Source organism: Rhodococcus sp. C26F (assembly GCF_053345925.1).
This window is the reverse complement of the sequence record NZ_JBKFBA010000008.1, coordinates 172002-187510: the sequence shown is the minus strand read 5'-3', so window position 1 is coordinate 187510 and position 15509 is coordinate 172002. Positions and strand designations below refer to the sequence as shown.

Sequence of the window (15509 nt, the reverse complement as noted above, 5' to 3'; positions counted from 1 at the left end):
CAGCAACAACCACCCACAAAAAGTGAAGTGGCCGCACCAAATAATATTTGGCACTGACATTCATCGGCACACTGTTGAGTTCTCAAAGAACACGCGCACATCGTTACGTTACCGGACACCTGTCCGGCTCGCTCCGAGGCAACCGTTCCAAGCTACCACATCCGATTTCAGGGCCGCAAATCGCTGCTTTCCTGTTCTCTTCTGTGAGAGCCGATCGATGCGACATCGAACATGCCTGTTTCCGAACCTCTCGGTCCGGCGGGCTGTTCGGTGTCGCTCGAACGACGACTAAGTTACGCCGACGCTAACGAGCCGTCAAATCCGCTGGTCAGAGGTTCGCCAGCGTCGGCGAATGCGTCAGTCGCGGACGACTCGCACGCCGGCGAAGTTCCGCTTGCCCCGACGCAGGACGAGCCAGCGTCCGTGCAGCAGCTCTCCGTCGCGCGGGGTCCACTCCTCCGAGGAGATGCGCACGTTGTTGACCGATACTCCACCTTCCTTGACGGTGCGACGCGCGGCTCCCTTGCTCTCGCACAGACCCGACGCGACGAGCAGGTCGATGATCGTGTCCGGCTCGCCGGCGCGGAGCTCCGTCACGGACGCCTCGGTCAGGGCGGCCGCGAGCGTGGGCTCGTCCAGCTCGCCCAGCTCGCCTCGTCCGAACAGAGCGCGGCTGGCCAACTCGACCGCTGCGGTGTTGTGCGCTCCGTGCACGAGCGTGGTCATCTCGGCAGCGAGTCGCTTCTGGGCCTCACGTGCGTGCGGACGCTCCGTGGTGGCGGTCTCGAGCTCGGCGAGTTCGTCCTTGTCGAGGAAGGTGAACCACCGCAGGTACTTCATGACGTCCGCGTCGGCAGCGTTGACGAAGTACTGGTACCAGGCGTACGGGCTCGTCATCTCCGGGTCGAGCCACAAGCTGCCACCACCGGTGGACTTGCCGAACTTCTTACCGTCGGACGAGGTCACGAGCGGGACGGTCAGGGCGTGCACGCTCTCACCGTCGGTACGCCGGTTGAGCTCGACGCCGGCGATGATGTTGCCCCACTGATCGGAACCACCGACCTGCAGCACACATCCGTACTCGCGGCGGAGCTGCACGTAGTCGTTGGCCTGCAGGAGCATGTAGCTGAACTCGGTGTACGAGATGCCGTCACCTTCGAGGCGGCGCTTGACGGTGTCGCGGGCGAGCATCACGTTGATCGAGAAGTGCTTCCCGATGTCGCGCAGGAAGTCGATCGCGGACAGCTTGCCGGTCCAGTCGAGGTTGTTCACGACCACAGCTCCCGTCGGGGAGTCGTCGAAGTCGACGAACCGCTCGAGCTGCCCACGAATCCGCCCTGCCCATTCGGCGACGGTGTCGGCGGAGTTCATGGTGCGCTCCCCCACGTCCCGCGGGTCACCGATCATGCCGGTCGCACCACCTGCGAGAACGATGGGCCGATGGCCGGCGCGCTGGAAACGCTTGAGTGCGAGGAGCGGAACGAGGTGACCGGCGTGCAGGCTCGGGCCGGTCGGATCGAAACCGGCATAGAGGGTGATCGGACCCTTGTCGAGTTCGCCTCGAAGTGCGTCGAGATCGGTCGATTGCGCGATGAGCCCGCGCCAGGTCAGTTCGTCGAGAATGTGCTCAGTCACCGTTCGATCATCCCATCACGCTCGAGGCGCAGCGGGCGCGCGTGGGCTGCGCCGGTACGGGGAGACCCCGATCGCCCCGGGAACCCACAACCGCCACGGTCTGTCGGCCGCCACGCTGATCCCCACCCGCGGCCCCCGCGCGACCCCCCCGACGAGCGGTGCGGCCGGAAGTTCCACCCGCACCCGAGCGTCGGAAGCATCCACGTCGACGCCGTTGTCGGCCAGATCGAGGCCGAGCGCAGCAGCGAGATTGCCCGGACCGCGCGCAAGGTTCGCGAACGGCGTGCCGGACGTGCGTCGGGAACGGACGGCCTGCTCCCCCTCGATCACCTCACCACCGCGCAACAGCACTGCCGCGGCGGTGCCATCGGGACCGAGGGAGACGTTCGCGCAGAAGTGCAGTCCGTAACTGCGGTAGACGTACAGGTGCCCCGCGGGCCCGAACATGACCGAGTTGCGCGGGGTAGGTCCGCGGTACGAGTGCGCGGCCGGGTCCGGCCACGGTCCGTCCTCGGGGCCGCCGTAGGCCTCGACTTCCGTCAGCAGGACGGCGGTCTCCCCCACTCGGACGGTTGCTCCGAGCAGCGCTTCGGCAGCCTCGACCGGATCGAGTCCTTCGAGTTCGCCGCGGACGGATCGACGATTGCGGCTCAGTCGGTGCTCCATCCGGCGACACCGCGCGCGGTGAAGTCCTCGTGCTCGGCGTCGCTGACCTCGCGGGCCTCGTCGACGAGGAGGACAGGAATGCCGTTCTCGATCGGATACGCCCGCCGCAGTCGCGGGTTGTACAGGACGGCGTCGTCGACGAGAAGCAACGGCCCCTTGTCCTCCGGACAGGCCAGAATGCTCAGCAACGTGGGATCGACAGCCACGGATGTCCTTTCGAAGGGCGGAACCGAACCGGACCCAGGCTACCGCGCTCCGGCCGGCGAACCGGCCGTGCCCGCCTTCCACGCCGTGGCCACGGCCTTGGTGAACCGCTTGTACGTCCCGGTATCGGGGTTCAGGTACCAGGTACGGACGGTGGGCACGGGCAATCCCTGTTCGCGCAGACGATCGGCGGACGGGCGATAGGACGGGCCCAACGGGATGTCGGGCACGACGTGCACGAGATCGGGTCGTTCGTCGGCCGGGACCGAGTCGAACGCCGCAGTGATCTCCGCGGCCGTCGGTGTACGGTTGCCCCGCAGCGAGCAGCCGGCCACCGCGATGTCGCGACCTCCCACCGAGATGCCGTAGGCGACGGCGAGATCGACACGCGGGATCGCTTCGAGCACGTCCTCCACGCTCTGGGTGAAGACCGGGCCGTGGAAGGTGGGAATCACCGTCCGCCGACTGTCGAGCAGCCAGTAGTCGCCGTCGTCGTCGCGTCGGAACAGGTTGTCGGTGGGCACCCACACGTCGCCCGGTTCGAACACGCCGCGCATCACACCGGTGATTGCCGAGGCTGCGGGACCGGGCCTGCCGAGCAGCAGTCCGACCTCGCCGACCTGCGCCTCCCGCACGAAGCCGCGTTCGTCCTCCACGAGTCGGCCGACGCCGGCGTCGTAGGCGGCGAGGCGCACATCGGCGCTACCGGGCAACGGCCGGCCCTTCGAACCGATCTTCGAACCGGAGACGTTCGCGAGCACGACGTTGCCCTCGGTCGACGCGTAGAACTCGAGAACCCGTGCGGGCTGGAACCGATCGAGGGTGCGGCGCCACAACCCCGGTGGCATGCCGGAGCCGATGAACAATCGGATGGGATGGATCGCGTCGATGTGCAGCGACGGACTGTCGAGCACCTCGCGCATCATCGACCAGGTGTAGGTGACGACGGTGACACCGTAGCGGTGCACTTCGTCGCTGAAGAGCGACGGATTCAGTCCGCGCGACAACGCGATACGCGCCCCACCGGCGAGTGCACCACCGAAACTGACGAGCAGACCCGACGAATGGTGCAGGGGCGCAAGGCAGTACATGGTGTCGCCACGTCCGAGCGAGGCCGCGGTGGCGGTCCCGAAGGCCGACAGCGCCCATCGGTAGTTGGTGACCCGTCGCACCGCGAGCGTGTCGCCGCCACCGGAGAACAGGATGAACGCGAGTTCGCGCGCGAGTCCCGGATCAGCGACGTACCAGCCCGGCAGCTGCACGGAGGAGATGTCGAGTCGTTCGAGATCGACGACGTCGGCGCCGGGTTCGATGTCGAGGTCGCGGACGTCGCCGCCGCCGAGTACCAGCACGGGCAGGCCTGTCGCGACGGCCGCGTCGAGGTTCTCGGGATCGGCGACGATCTTCTCGACACCGCCGAGTCGCACGGCCTCGGCGATGTCCGGTCCGGGCGGGATCAGGACGGACACGCCGCCGAGACGGGAGATCGCCGCGACCGCCGCCATTGCGCTGGGGCGCACGTCCATGAGGATGCCGACGTGCATCGCGGGACGGATGCCGTTGTCGACGAGCCCGAGGACGACGTTGTCGATCCGTCGGTTGACGGCCTCGAAGGTGTAGACCCGGTCCTCGAAGATGAAGCACTCCCGCTTCGGCGACTTGCGGCCGATTTCGGCGAGCAGGCCGCCGACGGAGATGCGGGTGCGCGGCTGGATCTGCCCGAGCCGCGCGAGGCGGGGAAGGGCGCGGGCGGCCTCGCCGGTGAGATCGCGTGCTCCGCGGACGGCACCCACCGCGATCCCCGCGAGCCCCTTGCCGAAATCGGTCCCGACGTCGGCGAGCGTTGCGGCCGTGTGCGTGATGCGGGATGCGACCGAGACGCCGGTGCCCTCGTCGGTGGGGTTCGGCACCGCCATCGGCGCGATGCCGACGGGCCGGTCCCCGACGCCTTCGCGCCACTGCACCCACTCCCCGACCGACGGCCACGTCTGCTGACCGGCGACACTGCCAACCACCAGCCCGAAATGCCCTGCGCGCAAGGTGTATTCGTAGACCTCCGCGCGGGGCGACGCCTTGCGGATGCCGCGCACGGCGAGCGGTTGCCCGATGTCGTCGACCTCACCGATGAACGCGAGGACGGGACAGGTGATCTCAGCGAGGCTCACCGCCCGGTCGTTGATGACGAAACCGCCACTGACCATGCGGTTGTGAGCGATGAACTGGCGCAACACCTCGGCGACGGCCGGTCCGGACCACGCCACCCACCCCTCGGTGTCGAGGAACCGGCGCTGCGGTTCTCGCGGCAGCAGCGCTTCCCGGTCGTGGAGCTGGAGCAGGAAGTCGATGCGCGATCGCACGGTCTTGACCGGATCGAGCAGCTGGAATCCGGTGCGCGCCATCCACCCCGTGATCGCGAGGCGGTTGAAGACGTGGTCCGCGAGGAAGTCCGCGGAGTGGGTCGCGACGATCTCCGGGATCCCGAAGGGCAGGGCGGCGAGGGTGTCGACCGGGCTGCCGAAGGTGATCAGGCTCGCGATGCCGCGGCTACGCCGGTACGCCGCGACCTGGTAGCAGAACATGCCGCCCTGCGAATATCCGCCGAGGTGCACGTCGCGGCCGGTATAGGCGCGGACGCAGTCGACGACCTCGTCGAGGGCGAGGATGTGATCGGTGAGGGTGCGTTTCCAGCCCCCCTCCTCCTGGTCGGGCGACCCGAAGTCCACGACCCAGGGGTCGAGACCCGCTTCGTGGAGGGTGCCGACGGCGCCGGCGTCACGGGTGACGTCGTACACCTCGGCGGACACCATCATCGGTGGCACGAGGACGATCGGGATGCCCGTGGAGGCGGTGTCGGATTCGGGGAAGTACCGGCGGAGCCGGTACATGGAGGTGCGCTCGACGACCTGGTACGGCGAGGACGAGCGGCCGGGTTCGAGGCCACCGAAACGCAGGACTTCGAGACCGTTCTGGGCAGTGGCGACGAGCCGTCGCACCGACTCGGTCACTACATCGGCGTCCAGTCCCACGGTCCGCTCCCCTTCTCGACGATGTATCCGCAGCGGTCCCGGCACCTGCGGTTCTACACCGGTACCCGCTGCATGCCGAGAGTATGTGTCAGCCTGCCACACCGCCCTCACCGTCCCGGGCAACTCGGGGTGTGCCCGGGACGGCAGGCGTGTCAGCCGCGCACCCAGCTGCGCAGGTGTGCCGCGGCGTCGCGCACGCGGCCGAGCTGCTCGGCCACCCGCACGCCCGCGGTGCCGCCACGCGCGTCGCGCGAGGCGATGGATCCTTCGACGGTGAGCACTTCCCGCACCTGCGGGGTCAGTGCCGGATCGACACCGGCCAGCTCCTCGTCCGTGAGGTCCTCGAGACCGACCCCGCGGCCTTCGGCGACCCGCACGCATGCCCCGGCCGCCTCGTGGGCGACGCGGAACGGAACGCCCTGGCGGACCATCCACTCGGCGATGTCGGTCGCGAGGGTGAATCCGGCGGGTGCGAGCTCGGCCATGCGTTCGGTGTGGAAGGTCAGCGTCGAGACGAGCCCTGCGATCGCCGGGAGCAGCAGCTCGAGCTGTGCGACGGAGTCGAAGACCGGCTCCTTGTCCTCCTGCAGGTCGCGGTTGTAGGCCAGCGGCTGCGCCTTGAGCGTGGCCAGCAGACCGGTGAGGTTACCGATGAGACGACCGGCCTTACCGCGGGTGAGCTCGGAGACGTCCGGGTTCTTCTTCTGCGGCATGATCGACGACCCGGTCGACCATTCGTCCGCGAGGGTGACGTACCCGAACTCGGGGGTGCTCCACAGGATGACCTCCTCCGCCATGCGGGAGAGGTCGACGGCGATCTGCGCGAACACGAACGCCGCTTCCGCCGCGAAGTCGCGGGAGCTGGTCGCGTCGATCGAGTTGTCCGCCGCCGAGTCGAAGCCCAGATCGGCCGCGATCGCGTCGGGGTCGAGACCGAGCGACGATCCGGCCAGCGCGCCCGACCCGTACGGCGAGATCGCAGCGCGCTTGTCGAAGTCGCGCAACCGGTCGACGTCGCGCAGCAGCGGATGCGCGTGGGCGAGCAGGTGGTGCGCGAGCAGCACGGGCTGCGCCGCCTGCAGGTGCGTCTTGCCCGGCATCACGGCATCGGGGTGCGCCGCGGCCTGGCCGGCGATCGCGTCGACCACGTCGAGGACACCGTCGGCGATGCGCCGCGCGCTGTCGCGCAGCCACATCCGGAACAGCGTCGCGACCTGGTCGTTGCGGGAGCGGCCCGCGCGGAGCCGGCCGCCGACCTCGGGGCCGACGCGCTCGATGAGTCCCCGTTCGAGCGCACCGTGCACGTCCTCGTCGGACTCGGCGGGACCGAACGCACCGGAAGCCACATCGGCGGCGAGACGGTCGAGGCCGTCGAGCATCGTGGCGAGGTCGTCGTCGGTGAGGAGTCCGGCGCGGTGCAGGACCTTGGCGTGGGCCTGCGAGGCGCGCACGTCGTACGGGGCGAGCGCCCAGTCGAAGTGCGTGGACTTGCTCAGCGCCGCCATGGCGGCGGCCGGTCCGGATGCGAACCGGCCGCCCCACAGGGCACCTTCGTTGGTGCCGTGAGCCGTCATGACTACAGGCCCAGATCGCGCTTCGCGGCGACCTTCGACGACAGGCCGTGGATCTGCACGAAACCCTTGGCGTTGGACTGGTCGAAGCTGTCGCCCTCGTCGTAGGTGGCGAGGTTGAAGTCGTACAGCGACTCGGGGCTGCGACGGCCGTTGACGGTGATGTGTCCGCCGTGGAGCACCATGCGGATGTCGCCGGTGACGCGCTCCTGGGTGTTCTTGATGAAGGCGTCGAGGGCGGTCTTCAGCGGCGAGTACCACAGGCCGTCGTACACCAGCTCGCTCCAGCGCTCCTCGACGCGACGCTTGTAGCGGCCGAGTTCGCGCTCGAGGGTGACGTGCTCGAGTTCCTGGTGCGCGGTGATGAGGGCGATGGCGCCGGGGGCCTCGTAGATCTCGCGGCTCTTGATGCCGACGAGGCGGTCCTCGACCATGTCGAGGCGGCCCACACCCTGAGCGCCGGCGCGACGGTTGAGTTCCTGGATGGCCTCGAGGACGGTGACGTGCTTGCCGTCGATCGCGACGGGGCGACCGGCCTCGAAGCTGATGATCAGCTCGTCGGGGGCCTGCCAGTGGGCGGTGGGGTCCTCGGTGTAGTCGTAGACGTCCTTGGTGGGGGCGTTCCACAGGTCCTCGAGGAAGCCGGTCTCGACGGCGCGGCCCCAGACGTTCTGGTCGATGGAGAACGGCGAACGCTTGGTGACGTTGATGGGCAGGCCGTGCTCCTCGGCGAAGGCGATGGCCTTCTCACGGGTCCAGGCGTAGTCGCGGACCGGTGCGATGACCTGGAGGTCGGGTGCGAGGGCGCCGAAGCCGACCTCGAAGCGGACCTGGTCGTTGCCCTTGCCGGTGCAGCCGTGGGAGACGACGGTGCCGCCGTGCTCGCGGGCGGCCTGCACGATGTGCTTGACGATCAGCGGGCGGCTGATGGCCGAGACGAGCGGGTAGCGATCCATGTAGAGCGCGTTGGCCTGGACGGTGGGCAGGCAGTACTCGTTGGCGAACTCGTCCTTGGCGTCGACGACGATCGATTCGACGGCACCGCAGTCGAGGGCGCGCTGACGCACGACCTCCATGTCCTCGCCACCCTGGCCGAGGTCGATGGCCACGGCGACGACCTCCTTGCCGGTCTCCTTGCCGATCCAGCTGATGGCGACGGAGGTGTCCAGCCCGCCCGAATAGGCGAGTACGACGCGTTCGGCCATTGTCTTTGTGCTCCTTCGTATTTCGACGTGCGTCTATGAGTGGTAGGTCAGGCGAGTGATTCGATTTTCGCGGCCAGTTCGGCTCCCGTCGTCGGTTCGCGGGCGATGACCGCGATGGTGTCGTCGCCGGCGATCGTTCCGACCACCTCGGGTAATGATGCCCGATCGAGTGCACTGGCCAGATAGTGCGCCGCCCCCGGTGGGGTGCGCAGCACGGCGATGTTGCCGCTGGAGTCGGTGGACACCAGCAGTTCGCCGAGCAACCGGGACAGGCGGTCGGTGCCTCCGGTCACGCCGCGCACAGGGCTGCCGTCCTCCGGGACGACGTACACCCCCGCGCCCCCATCGGCCGCGCGGAGCTTGACGGCGCCGAGTTCCTCGAGGTCGCGGGACAGGGTGGCGGTGGACACCTCGATGCCGTCCTCGGCGAGGAGGGCGGCGAGTTCGGTGTGGCTGCGCACCGGGTGCGCGGCGAGTAGTGCGACGATGCGGGCCTGCCGCGCCGCGCGCGTCGGCGCGGTCGCTGCGCTGTCCGCATGGTTCGCCGCGGTGCTCACGGTCAGCTCCGGCTCTGCTCGAGCAGCCACACCAGCAGGGCCTTCTGTGCGTGGAGGCGGTTCTCGGCCTCGTCCCACACCACCGACCGCGGTCCGTCGATGACCTCGGCGGTAATCTCCTTGCCGCGGTAGGCCGGCAGGCAGTGCAGCACGATCGCGTCGGTGTCGGCGAGGGAGACGAGGTCGTCGTTCAGCTGGAACGGCCGGAAGGGTGCCTCGCGGTCCTTGCCGTCGTCCTCCTGCCCCATCGACACCCAGGTGTCGGTGACGAGCACATCGGCGCCGGTGGCTCCGGTACGCGGGTCGTCGGTGACGGTGACGCTGCCGCCGGTCTCCTCTGCCCGTGCGCGGCTCGCGGCGACGACCTGCGGGTCGGGGGTGAACCCGGCCGGGGACGCGATGGTCACGTGCATGCCGGCGGTGACGCCGCCGAGCATCAGCGAGTGCGCCATGTTGTTGGCGCCGTCGCCGAAGTAGGTCATCCGCAGGCCCGCGGTGGCGCCCTTGTTCTCGCGGATGGTCTGCAGGTCGGCGAGGACCTGGCAGGGGTGGAAGGTGTCGGTGAGTGCGTTGACGACGGGCACGGTCGAGTGCTCGGCGAGCGTCTCGATGCGGTCCTGGCCGTAGGTGCGCCACACGACCGCTTCGGTGAACCGGGAGAACATCCGGGCGGTGTCCTCGAGGGTCTCACCCTTGCCGATCTGGGTGGAGCCGGTGTCGACGACGATGGCGTGTCCGCCGAGCTGGGCGATGCCGGCGTCGAAGGAGAAGCGGGTGCGGGTGGAGGTCTTGTCGAACAGCACGGCAACGCTGAGGGGCCCTTCGAGGGGGCGGCGGGACAGCGGTGCCTTCTTCAGTTCGGCGGCGATTTCGAGCACCTCGGTCTGTTCGGCCGGGGTGAGGTCGTCGTCGCGCAGGAAGTGGCGGAGCACGGGTCGTCAGTTCCCTTCCCGGTCGGCGGTGTCGAGGACGGCGGGCAGCGCCGTCACGAAGCTCTCGGCCTGCTGTTCGGTGAGGATCAGCGGGGGCGCGAGACGGATCACGTCCGGCGCGGCGGCGTTGACGAGGAAACCGGCCTCGCGGGCGGCGGTCTCGACGGCCGGTGCCTTCGCGGCGGTGAGGACGACACCGAGGAGCAGCCCGGAGCCGCGCACGTGCGAGACGAGCGGGTGCCCGAGTTCCTCGATGCCGGCGGCGAGGGTCTTGCCGACGGTGTTCACGTGGTCGAGCAGGTTCTGCTCGTCGATCGTGCGCAGCACCGCGAGGGCGGCCGCGGCGCACACCGGGTTGCCGCCGAAGGTGGTGCCGTGCTTGCCGGGCCGGAACAGCTCGGCGGCCGGGCCGGTGGCGAGGACCGCACCGATGGGCAGTCCGCCGCCGAGACCCTTGGCGAGGGTAATCACGTCGGGGGTGATGCCCGCTGCCTGATGGGCGAAGAAGCTGCCGGTGCGGGCGATACCGGTCTGGACCTCGTCGAGCACGAGCAGGACGCCGCGTTCGGTGGTGATGCGACGCGCGCCGGCGAGATAACCCTCGGGCGGGACGACGACGCCGGATTCGCCCATGATCGGTTCGAGGAAGACGGCGGCGGTGTTCTCGTCCACCGCGGCCTCGAGGGCGTCGAGGTCGCCGTAGGGCACGAACTCGACGCCGGCGGGCATCGGTTCGAAGGGGGCGCGCTTGTCGGGCTGGCCGGTCAGGGCGAGGGCGCCCATGGTGCGGCCGTGGAAGGCCTTCTCGCACGCGACGATCTTCGGCCGTCCGGTGAGCCGGGCGATCTTGAAGGCCGCCTCGTTGGCCTCGGTGCCGGAATTGCAGAAGAAGGCGCGGCCCTCGTGACCGAAGCGATCGAGGAGCTTCTCGGCGAGTTCGAGCACCGGCGGCGAGGCGTACAGGTTCGACACGTGACCGAGCTGGTTCAGCTGGGCGGTGACGGCCTCGATGATCGCCGGGTGGCGGTGGCCGAGGCTGTTGACGGCGATGCCGCCGAGCAGGTCGAGGTACTGCTTGCCGTCGGCGTCGGTGAGCACGGCACCGTCGCCCGCGACCAGCGCGACCTTGGGCACGCCGTAGTTGTTCATCAGCGAACCCGCCCAGCGCTGCTGGAGGTCGGACGTGCCGGTCATGCGGGGCCTTCCTTCTCGGAGGACGGCACCACCATGGTGCCGATGCCTTCTTCGGTGAACAGTTCGAGGAGCACGGAGTGCGGCTGGCGCCCGTCGATGACGTGCGCGGTGGGCACTCCCCCCTGCACGGCGCGTAGGCACGCCTCCATCTTCGGGACCATGCCGGAGTCGAGCGACGGCAGCAGCGCGGTGAGCGCGTCGGCGTCGATCCGCGAGGTGAGCGAGCTGCGGTCGGGCCAGTTCGTGTAGAGGCCTTCGACGTCGGTGAGCACGACCAGCTTCTCCGCGCCGAGCGCTTCGGCGAGGGCGGCCGCGGCGGTGTCGGCGTTGATGTTGTGCACCACGCCGTCGGCGTCGGGCGCGATCGTGGAGACGACGGGGATGCGCCCGGCGGCGATGAGGTCGAGCACCGCGCCGGGGTCGACGCTGGTGACGTCGCCGACGAGCCCGATGTCGGTGGCCTCGCCGTCGACGACGACCGTGCGGCGGGTCGCGGTGAACAGTCCGGCGTCCTCGCCGGAGGTGCCGACGGCGTAGGGGCCGTGGCTGTTGATCAGGCCGACGAGTTCGCGTCCGACCTGCCCGAAGAGCACCATCCGCACGACGTCCATGACCTCGGGGGTGGTGACGCGAAAGCCGCCGCGGAATTCACCTTCGAGGCCGAGTCGCTCGAGCATGGCGTTGATCTGCGGGCCGCCGCCGTGCACGACGACGGGGTGGATGCCGACGGTGCGCAGGAACGCCATGTCTGCGGCGAAGGCGGTCTTGAGGGTGTCGTCGATCATGGCGTTGCCGCCGTACTTGACGACGACGATCTTGTCGCGGAACTTCTGCAGCCACGGCAGGGCCTCGGCGAGGACGAACGCCTTCTGGTGCGAGGTGAGGTCGGCGATCAGTGCGTCGGTCACGTCGTCTCCTGTGTTCGTTCCGGTCACGACGAGTACGCCGAGTTCTCTTCGACGTAGGCGTGCGAGAGGTCGGTGGTGCGGATGGACACCTGCGCGTTGCCGAGGCCGAGGTCGATGTCGAGGGCGATGTCGGCGGCGGACAGGTCGACCTCGCGGGCGCCGGGGGCACCGACACCGTCGATGCACACCGGGTTGCCGTTGAACGACACGGAGATCTTGTCGGGGTCGAGTTCGATCGGGGCGATGCCGATGGCGGCGAGCACGCGGCCCCAGTTGGGGTCGGAGCCGAACAGTGCGGTCTTGACGAGGCTGTCGCGGGCGACGGTGCGGGCACCGATCAGGGCGTCGGCCTCGCTGGCGGCGCCGCGGACGGTGACGGTGACCCGCTTGGTGACGCCCTCGGCGTCGGCCATCATCTGCTCGGCGAGGTCGTCGCACACGGCGAGGACGGCGGCGTCGAGCTCGTCCTGGCTCGGGGTGATCCCGCTCGCGCCGGAGGCCAGCAGCAGCACGGTGTCGTTGGTGGAGGTCGCGCCGTCGACGTCGAGGCGGTCGAAGGTGAGCCGGGACGCGTGGCGCAGCGCGGTGTCGAGCTGCTCGGCGGTCGCGACGGCGTCGGTGGTGACCACGCACAGCATCGTCGCCAGGGCGGGGGCGAGCATGCCGGCGCCCTTGGCCATGCCGCCGACGTTCCACTTGTCGGCGTGGTGCAGGGCGGCCTGCTTGGGCACGGTGTCGGTGGTCATGATCGCGTAGGCGGCGTCGGTGCCGCCGGAGATGCCTCCGGCGAGTTCGTGGACGATCTCCTGCACCCCGGAGAGCACCTTGTCCATCGGCAGACGGTCGCCGATCAGGCCGGTCGAGCACACGGCGACCTCACCGGCACCGGTCTCGGTGCCCCAGTTGCTCAGGGCGTCGGCGACGGCCTCGGCGGTGGCGTGGGTGTCCTGGAAACCACCGGCGCCGGTGCACGCGTTGGCGCCGCCGGAGTTGAGGATCACCGCGCGCAGGCTGCCGGACTTCAGCACCTGCTGGGACCACAGGACGGGGGCGGCCTTGACCTTGTTGGTGGTGAACACACCGGCGGCGGTGAGTTCGGGGCCCTCGTTGACCACGAGCGCGAGGTCCTGTCTGCCGGAGACCTTGATGCCGGCGGGGATGCCGGCGGCCCGGAAGCCGGCGGGGCTGGTGACACCCTGGGTGCGGATCAGGCGTCCCCCGGCGATCTCGGTGGCGCCGGTGTAGACGTCGTCTGCGTACTTGTTCTCGGTCACGGAGCCACTCCCACGGTGGACAGGCCGGCGGTCTCGGGCAGGCCGAGTGCCAGGTTCATCGATTGCACGGCGGCACCGGCGGTGCCCTTGGTGAGGTTGTCGAGCGCGGCGACGACGACGAGCAGTCCGGCGTCGGCGTCGACGGTGACGGCGATCTGGACGGCGTTCGAGCCGACCACCGCGCCGGTGGCGGGTAGTGCGCCTTCCGGCAGCAGCTGCACGAACGGTTCGTCGGCGTAGGCCTTCTCGTAGACGGCGCGGGCCTCGGCGGCGGTCACCGTGGTCGGTGCGGTGCAGGTCGCGAGGATGCCGCGCGGCATGGGCGCGAGGATCGGGGTGAATGAGACCTTCACGTCGGTGCCGGCGAGCGCGGAGAGGTTCTGCTTGATCTCCGGGGTGTGCCGGTGGGCGCCGCCGACGCCGTAGGCGCGGACCGAGCCCATGACCTCGGAGCCGAGCAGGTCGACCTTCGGGGACTTCCCGGCGCCGGAGGTGCCGGAGACGGCCACGACGTTCACGACGGGTTCGACGATGCCGGCGGCGACGGCCGGGGCGAGGGCGAGCGAGGCGGAGGTCGGGTAGCAACCGGGGACCGCGATGCGGGTGGCGCCCACGAGGGCGTCGCGCTTGCCGGGCAGCTCGGGCATGCCGTAGGGCCAGGTGCCGGCGTGGTCGCTGCCGTACCAGCGCTGCCAGTCGGCGGCGTTCTCGAGCCGGAAGTCGGCGCCGCAGTCGATGACGACGGTCGTCTCGGGCAGCTGCTCGGCGATCACGGCGGAGTGGCCGTGCGGCAGGCCGAGGAAGACGACGTCGTGCCCGACCAAGGTGTCGATGTCGGTGGCGTCGAGCACGCGGTCGGCGAGCGGCAGCAGATGGGGATGGAACTCACGCAGGGTGGCGCCGGCGTTACCCCCGGCGGTGAGCGCGCCGATGACGAGCGAGCCGTCCTGATAGGCGGGGTGGCCGAGGAGCAGGCGCAGGATCTCGCCGCCCGCGTAGCCGCTGGCGCCGGCCACGGCGGCCCGTAGCGGCGACTCGGGGGTGGCGGTGAAGTCCGGTGAAGTACCCATACGAATGATTATGCACCCTCATGCAAATCATTTCATAGGGGGTGTCCCTTCGGGAGGATTCACTCCGACCGCAACGACCGCCGGATCTCCGCGAGCCGGTCGGCAGCGGCCGCCTTGCGCTCCTCGTACTGCTCCTCGAGCGTGCGACCCGCACCGGTCGCGTGAGCGAGTTCCTCCGCGCCGAGCGCGGTCGCCGAACGCTGTTCGATCTTCTCACGCACCGAGTCGAAGGTCGGCACCCCGTCTGCGGTGTATCCGGTGATCTCCTCGATCGTCGGTGCGCGCACCACGCTGTCGACGATTCCGGCATCGACGGCACCCGGTTCGACGATCTCGGCCTCGTGGACCTGAGCCTCGTGCACCTGGGCCTCGTGGACGTCGTCCTCGCGCGGGGTCACGTCGGGATCGGGGCTCGGCTCCGGGTCGATCGGCGGCACGTCCGGAATGTCCGGGCCCGGCGGCACATCCGGCACCGTCGGCGTCTCCGGCCCGGCCGGGGTGACGTCGGGGACGGGCTGCTCCGGCTTGTCGGGTTCCTCGGGAGACGGCACCCGGCCGGCTTCGTCCTTGCTCATGCATCCAGGCTACGTCGCTCGGCTCCCGCTGCGTCCTGTTCGGCGCGAGCCCGCAGATACGCCGCGAAGGCCTCCCTGCTGGTGTACTGCAGCCGCACCCCGAGCTCCTCGCGCAACCGCCGGTTGTCGAGCACCGGACGGTACCGCAGGAAGCCGACCCGCTCCGGGCCGTGCTCGGTCAGACGCAACGCGCGTCCGATCCGCAGGGCGAGCTTGAGCACCGCGGCCGGCACCGTGAGGGTCTTGCGGTTCGTCATCGCGGCGATCTCGGGCACGGTGACGACCCCGTCGCCCGCGACGTTGAAGATGCCCGTGACCGGACCGAGCACGGCCTCGGCGAAGGCCGCCGCGACGTCGGTGTGCCAGACGAACACGAACGGGCTGTCGCTGCCGGCGACGACGAGCAGCCGCTTGCGGTCGAGCAGTGCGGTGATCTGGTTGCGGACGGTCTCCCCCAGGATCGTGCCGATCCGCAGGATCACCTGTTCGAGCTGCAGATGCTCGACCCGGGTGCCGGCGAGCATCTCCTCGACGAGGCGTTTGTGCCGGCTGTAGGTGAACTCGTCGTTGCCGCGGATCGGATCGTCCTCGGTGAGCGGGACCGGGTTGTCGGCGTGATAGCCGTAGGCGGCGCCAGAGGACGCCACCACCAGGCGGCGCACCCCGTAGGTCAGTGCGGCGTCGACGACGTT

The 15509-nt window shown here is 69.6% G+C and carries 13 protein-coding genes and 1 pseudogene (1 of these 14 only partly in view); all 14 read right to left on the bottom strand.

All coding sequences use genetic code 11. The features are described 5' to 3' along the window. Positions 1-357: 357 nt before the first annotated feature. Positions 358-1635: a tyrosine--tRNA ligase gene (gene tyrS / locus ACLBYD_RS12470; protein ID WP_447816664.1), complete on the bottom strand. Its 1278-nt coding sequence runs from the start codon at positions 1633-1635 to the stop codon at positions 358-360. Positions 1636-1650: 15 nt separating this feature from the next. Beyond that, on the bottom strand, positions 1651-2301 hold the full coding sequence (locus ACLBYD_RS12465) for a DNA-3-methyladenine glycosylase (protein WP_447816663.1): 651 nt from the start codon (positions 2299-2301) through the stop codon (positions 1651-1653). Beyond that, positions 2286-2507 (bottom strand): Trm112 family protein, encoded by a 222-nt coding sequence (locus ACLBYD_RS12460; protein ID WP_024101120.1) that lies wholly within the window; start codon positions 2505-2507, stop codon positions 2286-2288. The genes ACLBYD_RS12465 and ACLBYD_RS12460 overlap by 16 nt, the downstream gene beginning before the upstream one ends. A 39-nt stretch (positions 2508-2546) precedes the next feature. After that, complete coding sequence (locus tag ACLBYD_RS12455; RefSeq protein ID WP_447816662.1) at positions 2547-5531, bottom strand: AMP-binding protein; 2985 nt, start codon at positions 5529-5531, stop codon at positions 2547-2549. A gap of 152 nt (positions 5532-5683) precedes the next feature. Further along, positions 5684-7105, bottom strand: a complete 1422-nt coding sequence (gene argH / locus ACLBYD_RS12450) for an argininosuccinate lyase (protein ID WP_447816661.1) — start codon at positions 7103-7105, stop codon at positions 5684-5686. Positions 7106-7107: 2 nt separating this feature from the next. After that, on the bottom strand, positions 7108-8307 hold the full coding sequence (locus ACLBYD_RS12445) for an argininosuccinate synthase (protein WP_060652959.1): 1200 nt from the start codon (positions 8305-8307) through the stop codon (positions 7108-7110). A 47-nt stretch (positions 8308-8354) separates the two neighbouring features. Beyond that, complete coding sequence (locus ACLBYD_RS12440; RefSeq protein WP_016692767.1) at positions 8355-8864, bottom strand: arginine repressor; 510 nt, start codon at positions 8862-8864, stop codon at positions 8355-8357. Between the two features lie 2 nt (positions 8865-8866). After that, positions 8867-9796 (bottom strand): ornithine carbamoyltransferase, encoded by a 930-nt coding sequence (gene argF, locus ACLBYD_RS12435; RefSeq protein ID WP_447816660.1) that lies wholly within the window; start codon positions 9794-9796, stop codon positions 8867-8869. A gap of 6 nt (positions 9797-9802) precedes the next feature. After that, positions 9803-10990 carry an acetylornithine transaminase gene (locus ACLBYD_RS12430; protein WP_447816659.1) on the bottom strand — a complete coding sequence of 396 codons (1188 nt, stop codon included), beginning with the start codon at positions 10988-10990 and terminating at the stop codon, positions 9803-9805. Next, the gene (gene argB, locus ACLBYD_RS12425) at positions 10987-11925 is read right to left on the bottom strand and encodes an acetylglutamate kinase (protein WP_447816658.1); all 939 of its coding nucleotides are present in this window, start codon (positions 11923-11925) and stop codon (positions 10987-10989) included. Before argB ends, ACLBYD_RS12430 begins: the two co-directional genes overlap by 4 nt. Further along, positions 11922-13172, bottom strand: a complete 1251-nt coding sequence (gene argJ, locus ACLBYD_RS12420) for a bifunctional glutamate N-acetyltransferase/amino-acid acetyltransferase ArgJ (protein ID WP_447816657.1) — start codon at positions 13170-13172, stop codon at positions 11922-11924. The genes argB and argJ overlap by 4 nt, the downstream gene beginning before the upstream one ends. Next, the gene (argC, locus tag ACLBYD_RS12415; RefSeq protein ID WP_447816656.1) at positions 13169-14242 is read right to left on the bottom strand and encodes an N-acetyl-gamma-glutamyl-phosphate reductase; all 1074 of its coding nucleotides are present in this window, start codon (positions 14240-14242) and stop codon (positions 13169-13171) included. Before argC ends, argJ begins: the two co-directional genes overlap by 4 nt. A gap of 59 nt (positions 14243-14301) precedes the next feature. Further along, complete coding sequence (locus ACLBYD_RS12410) at positions 14302-14817, bottom strand: PspA/IM30 family protein (protein ID WP_447816655.1); 516 nt, start codon at positions 14815-14817, stop codon at positions 14302-14304. Beyond that, positions 14814-15509: pseudogene (locus tag ACLBYD_RS12405) on the bottom strand (NAD-dependent epimerase/dehydratase family protein) (it continues 298 nt past the right edge of the window). Before ACLBYD_RS12405 ends, ACLBYD_RS12410 begins: the two are co-directional and overlap by 4 nt.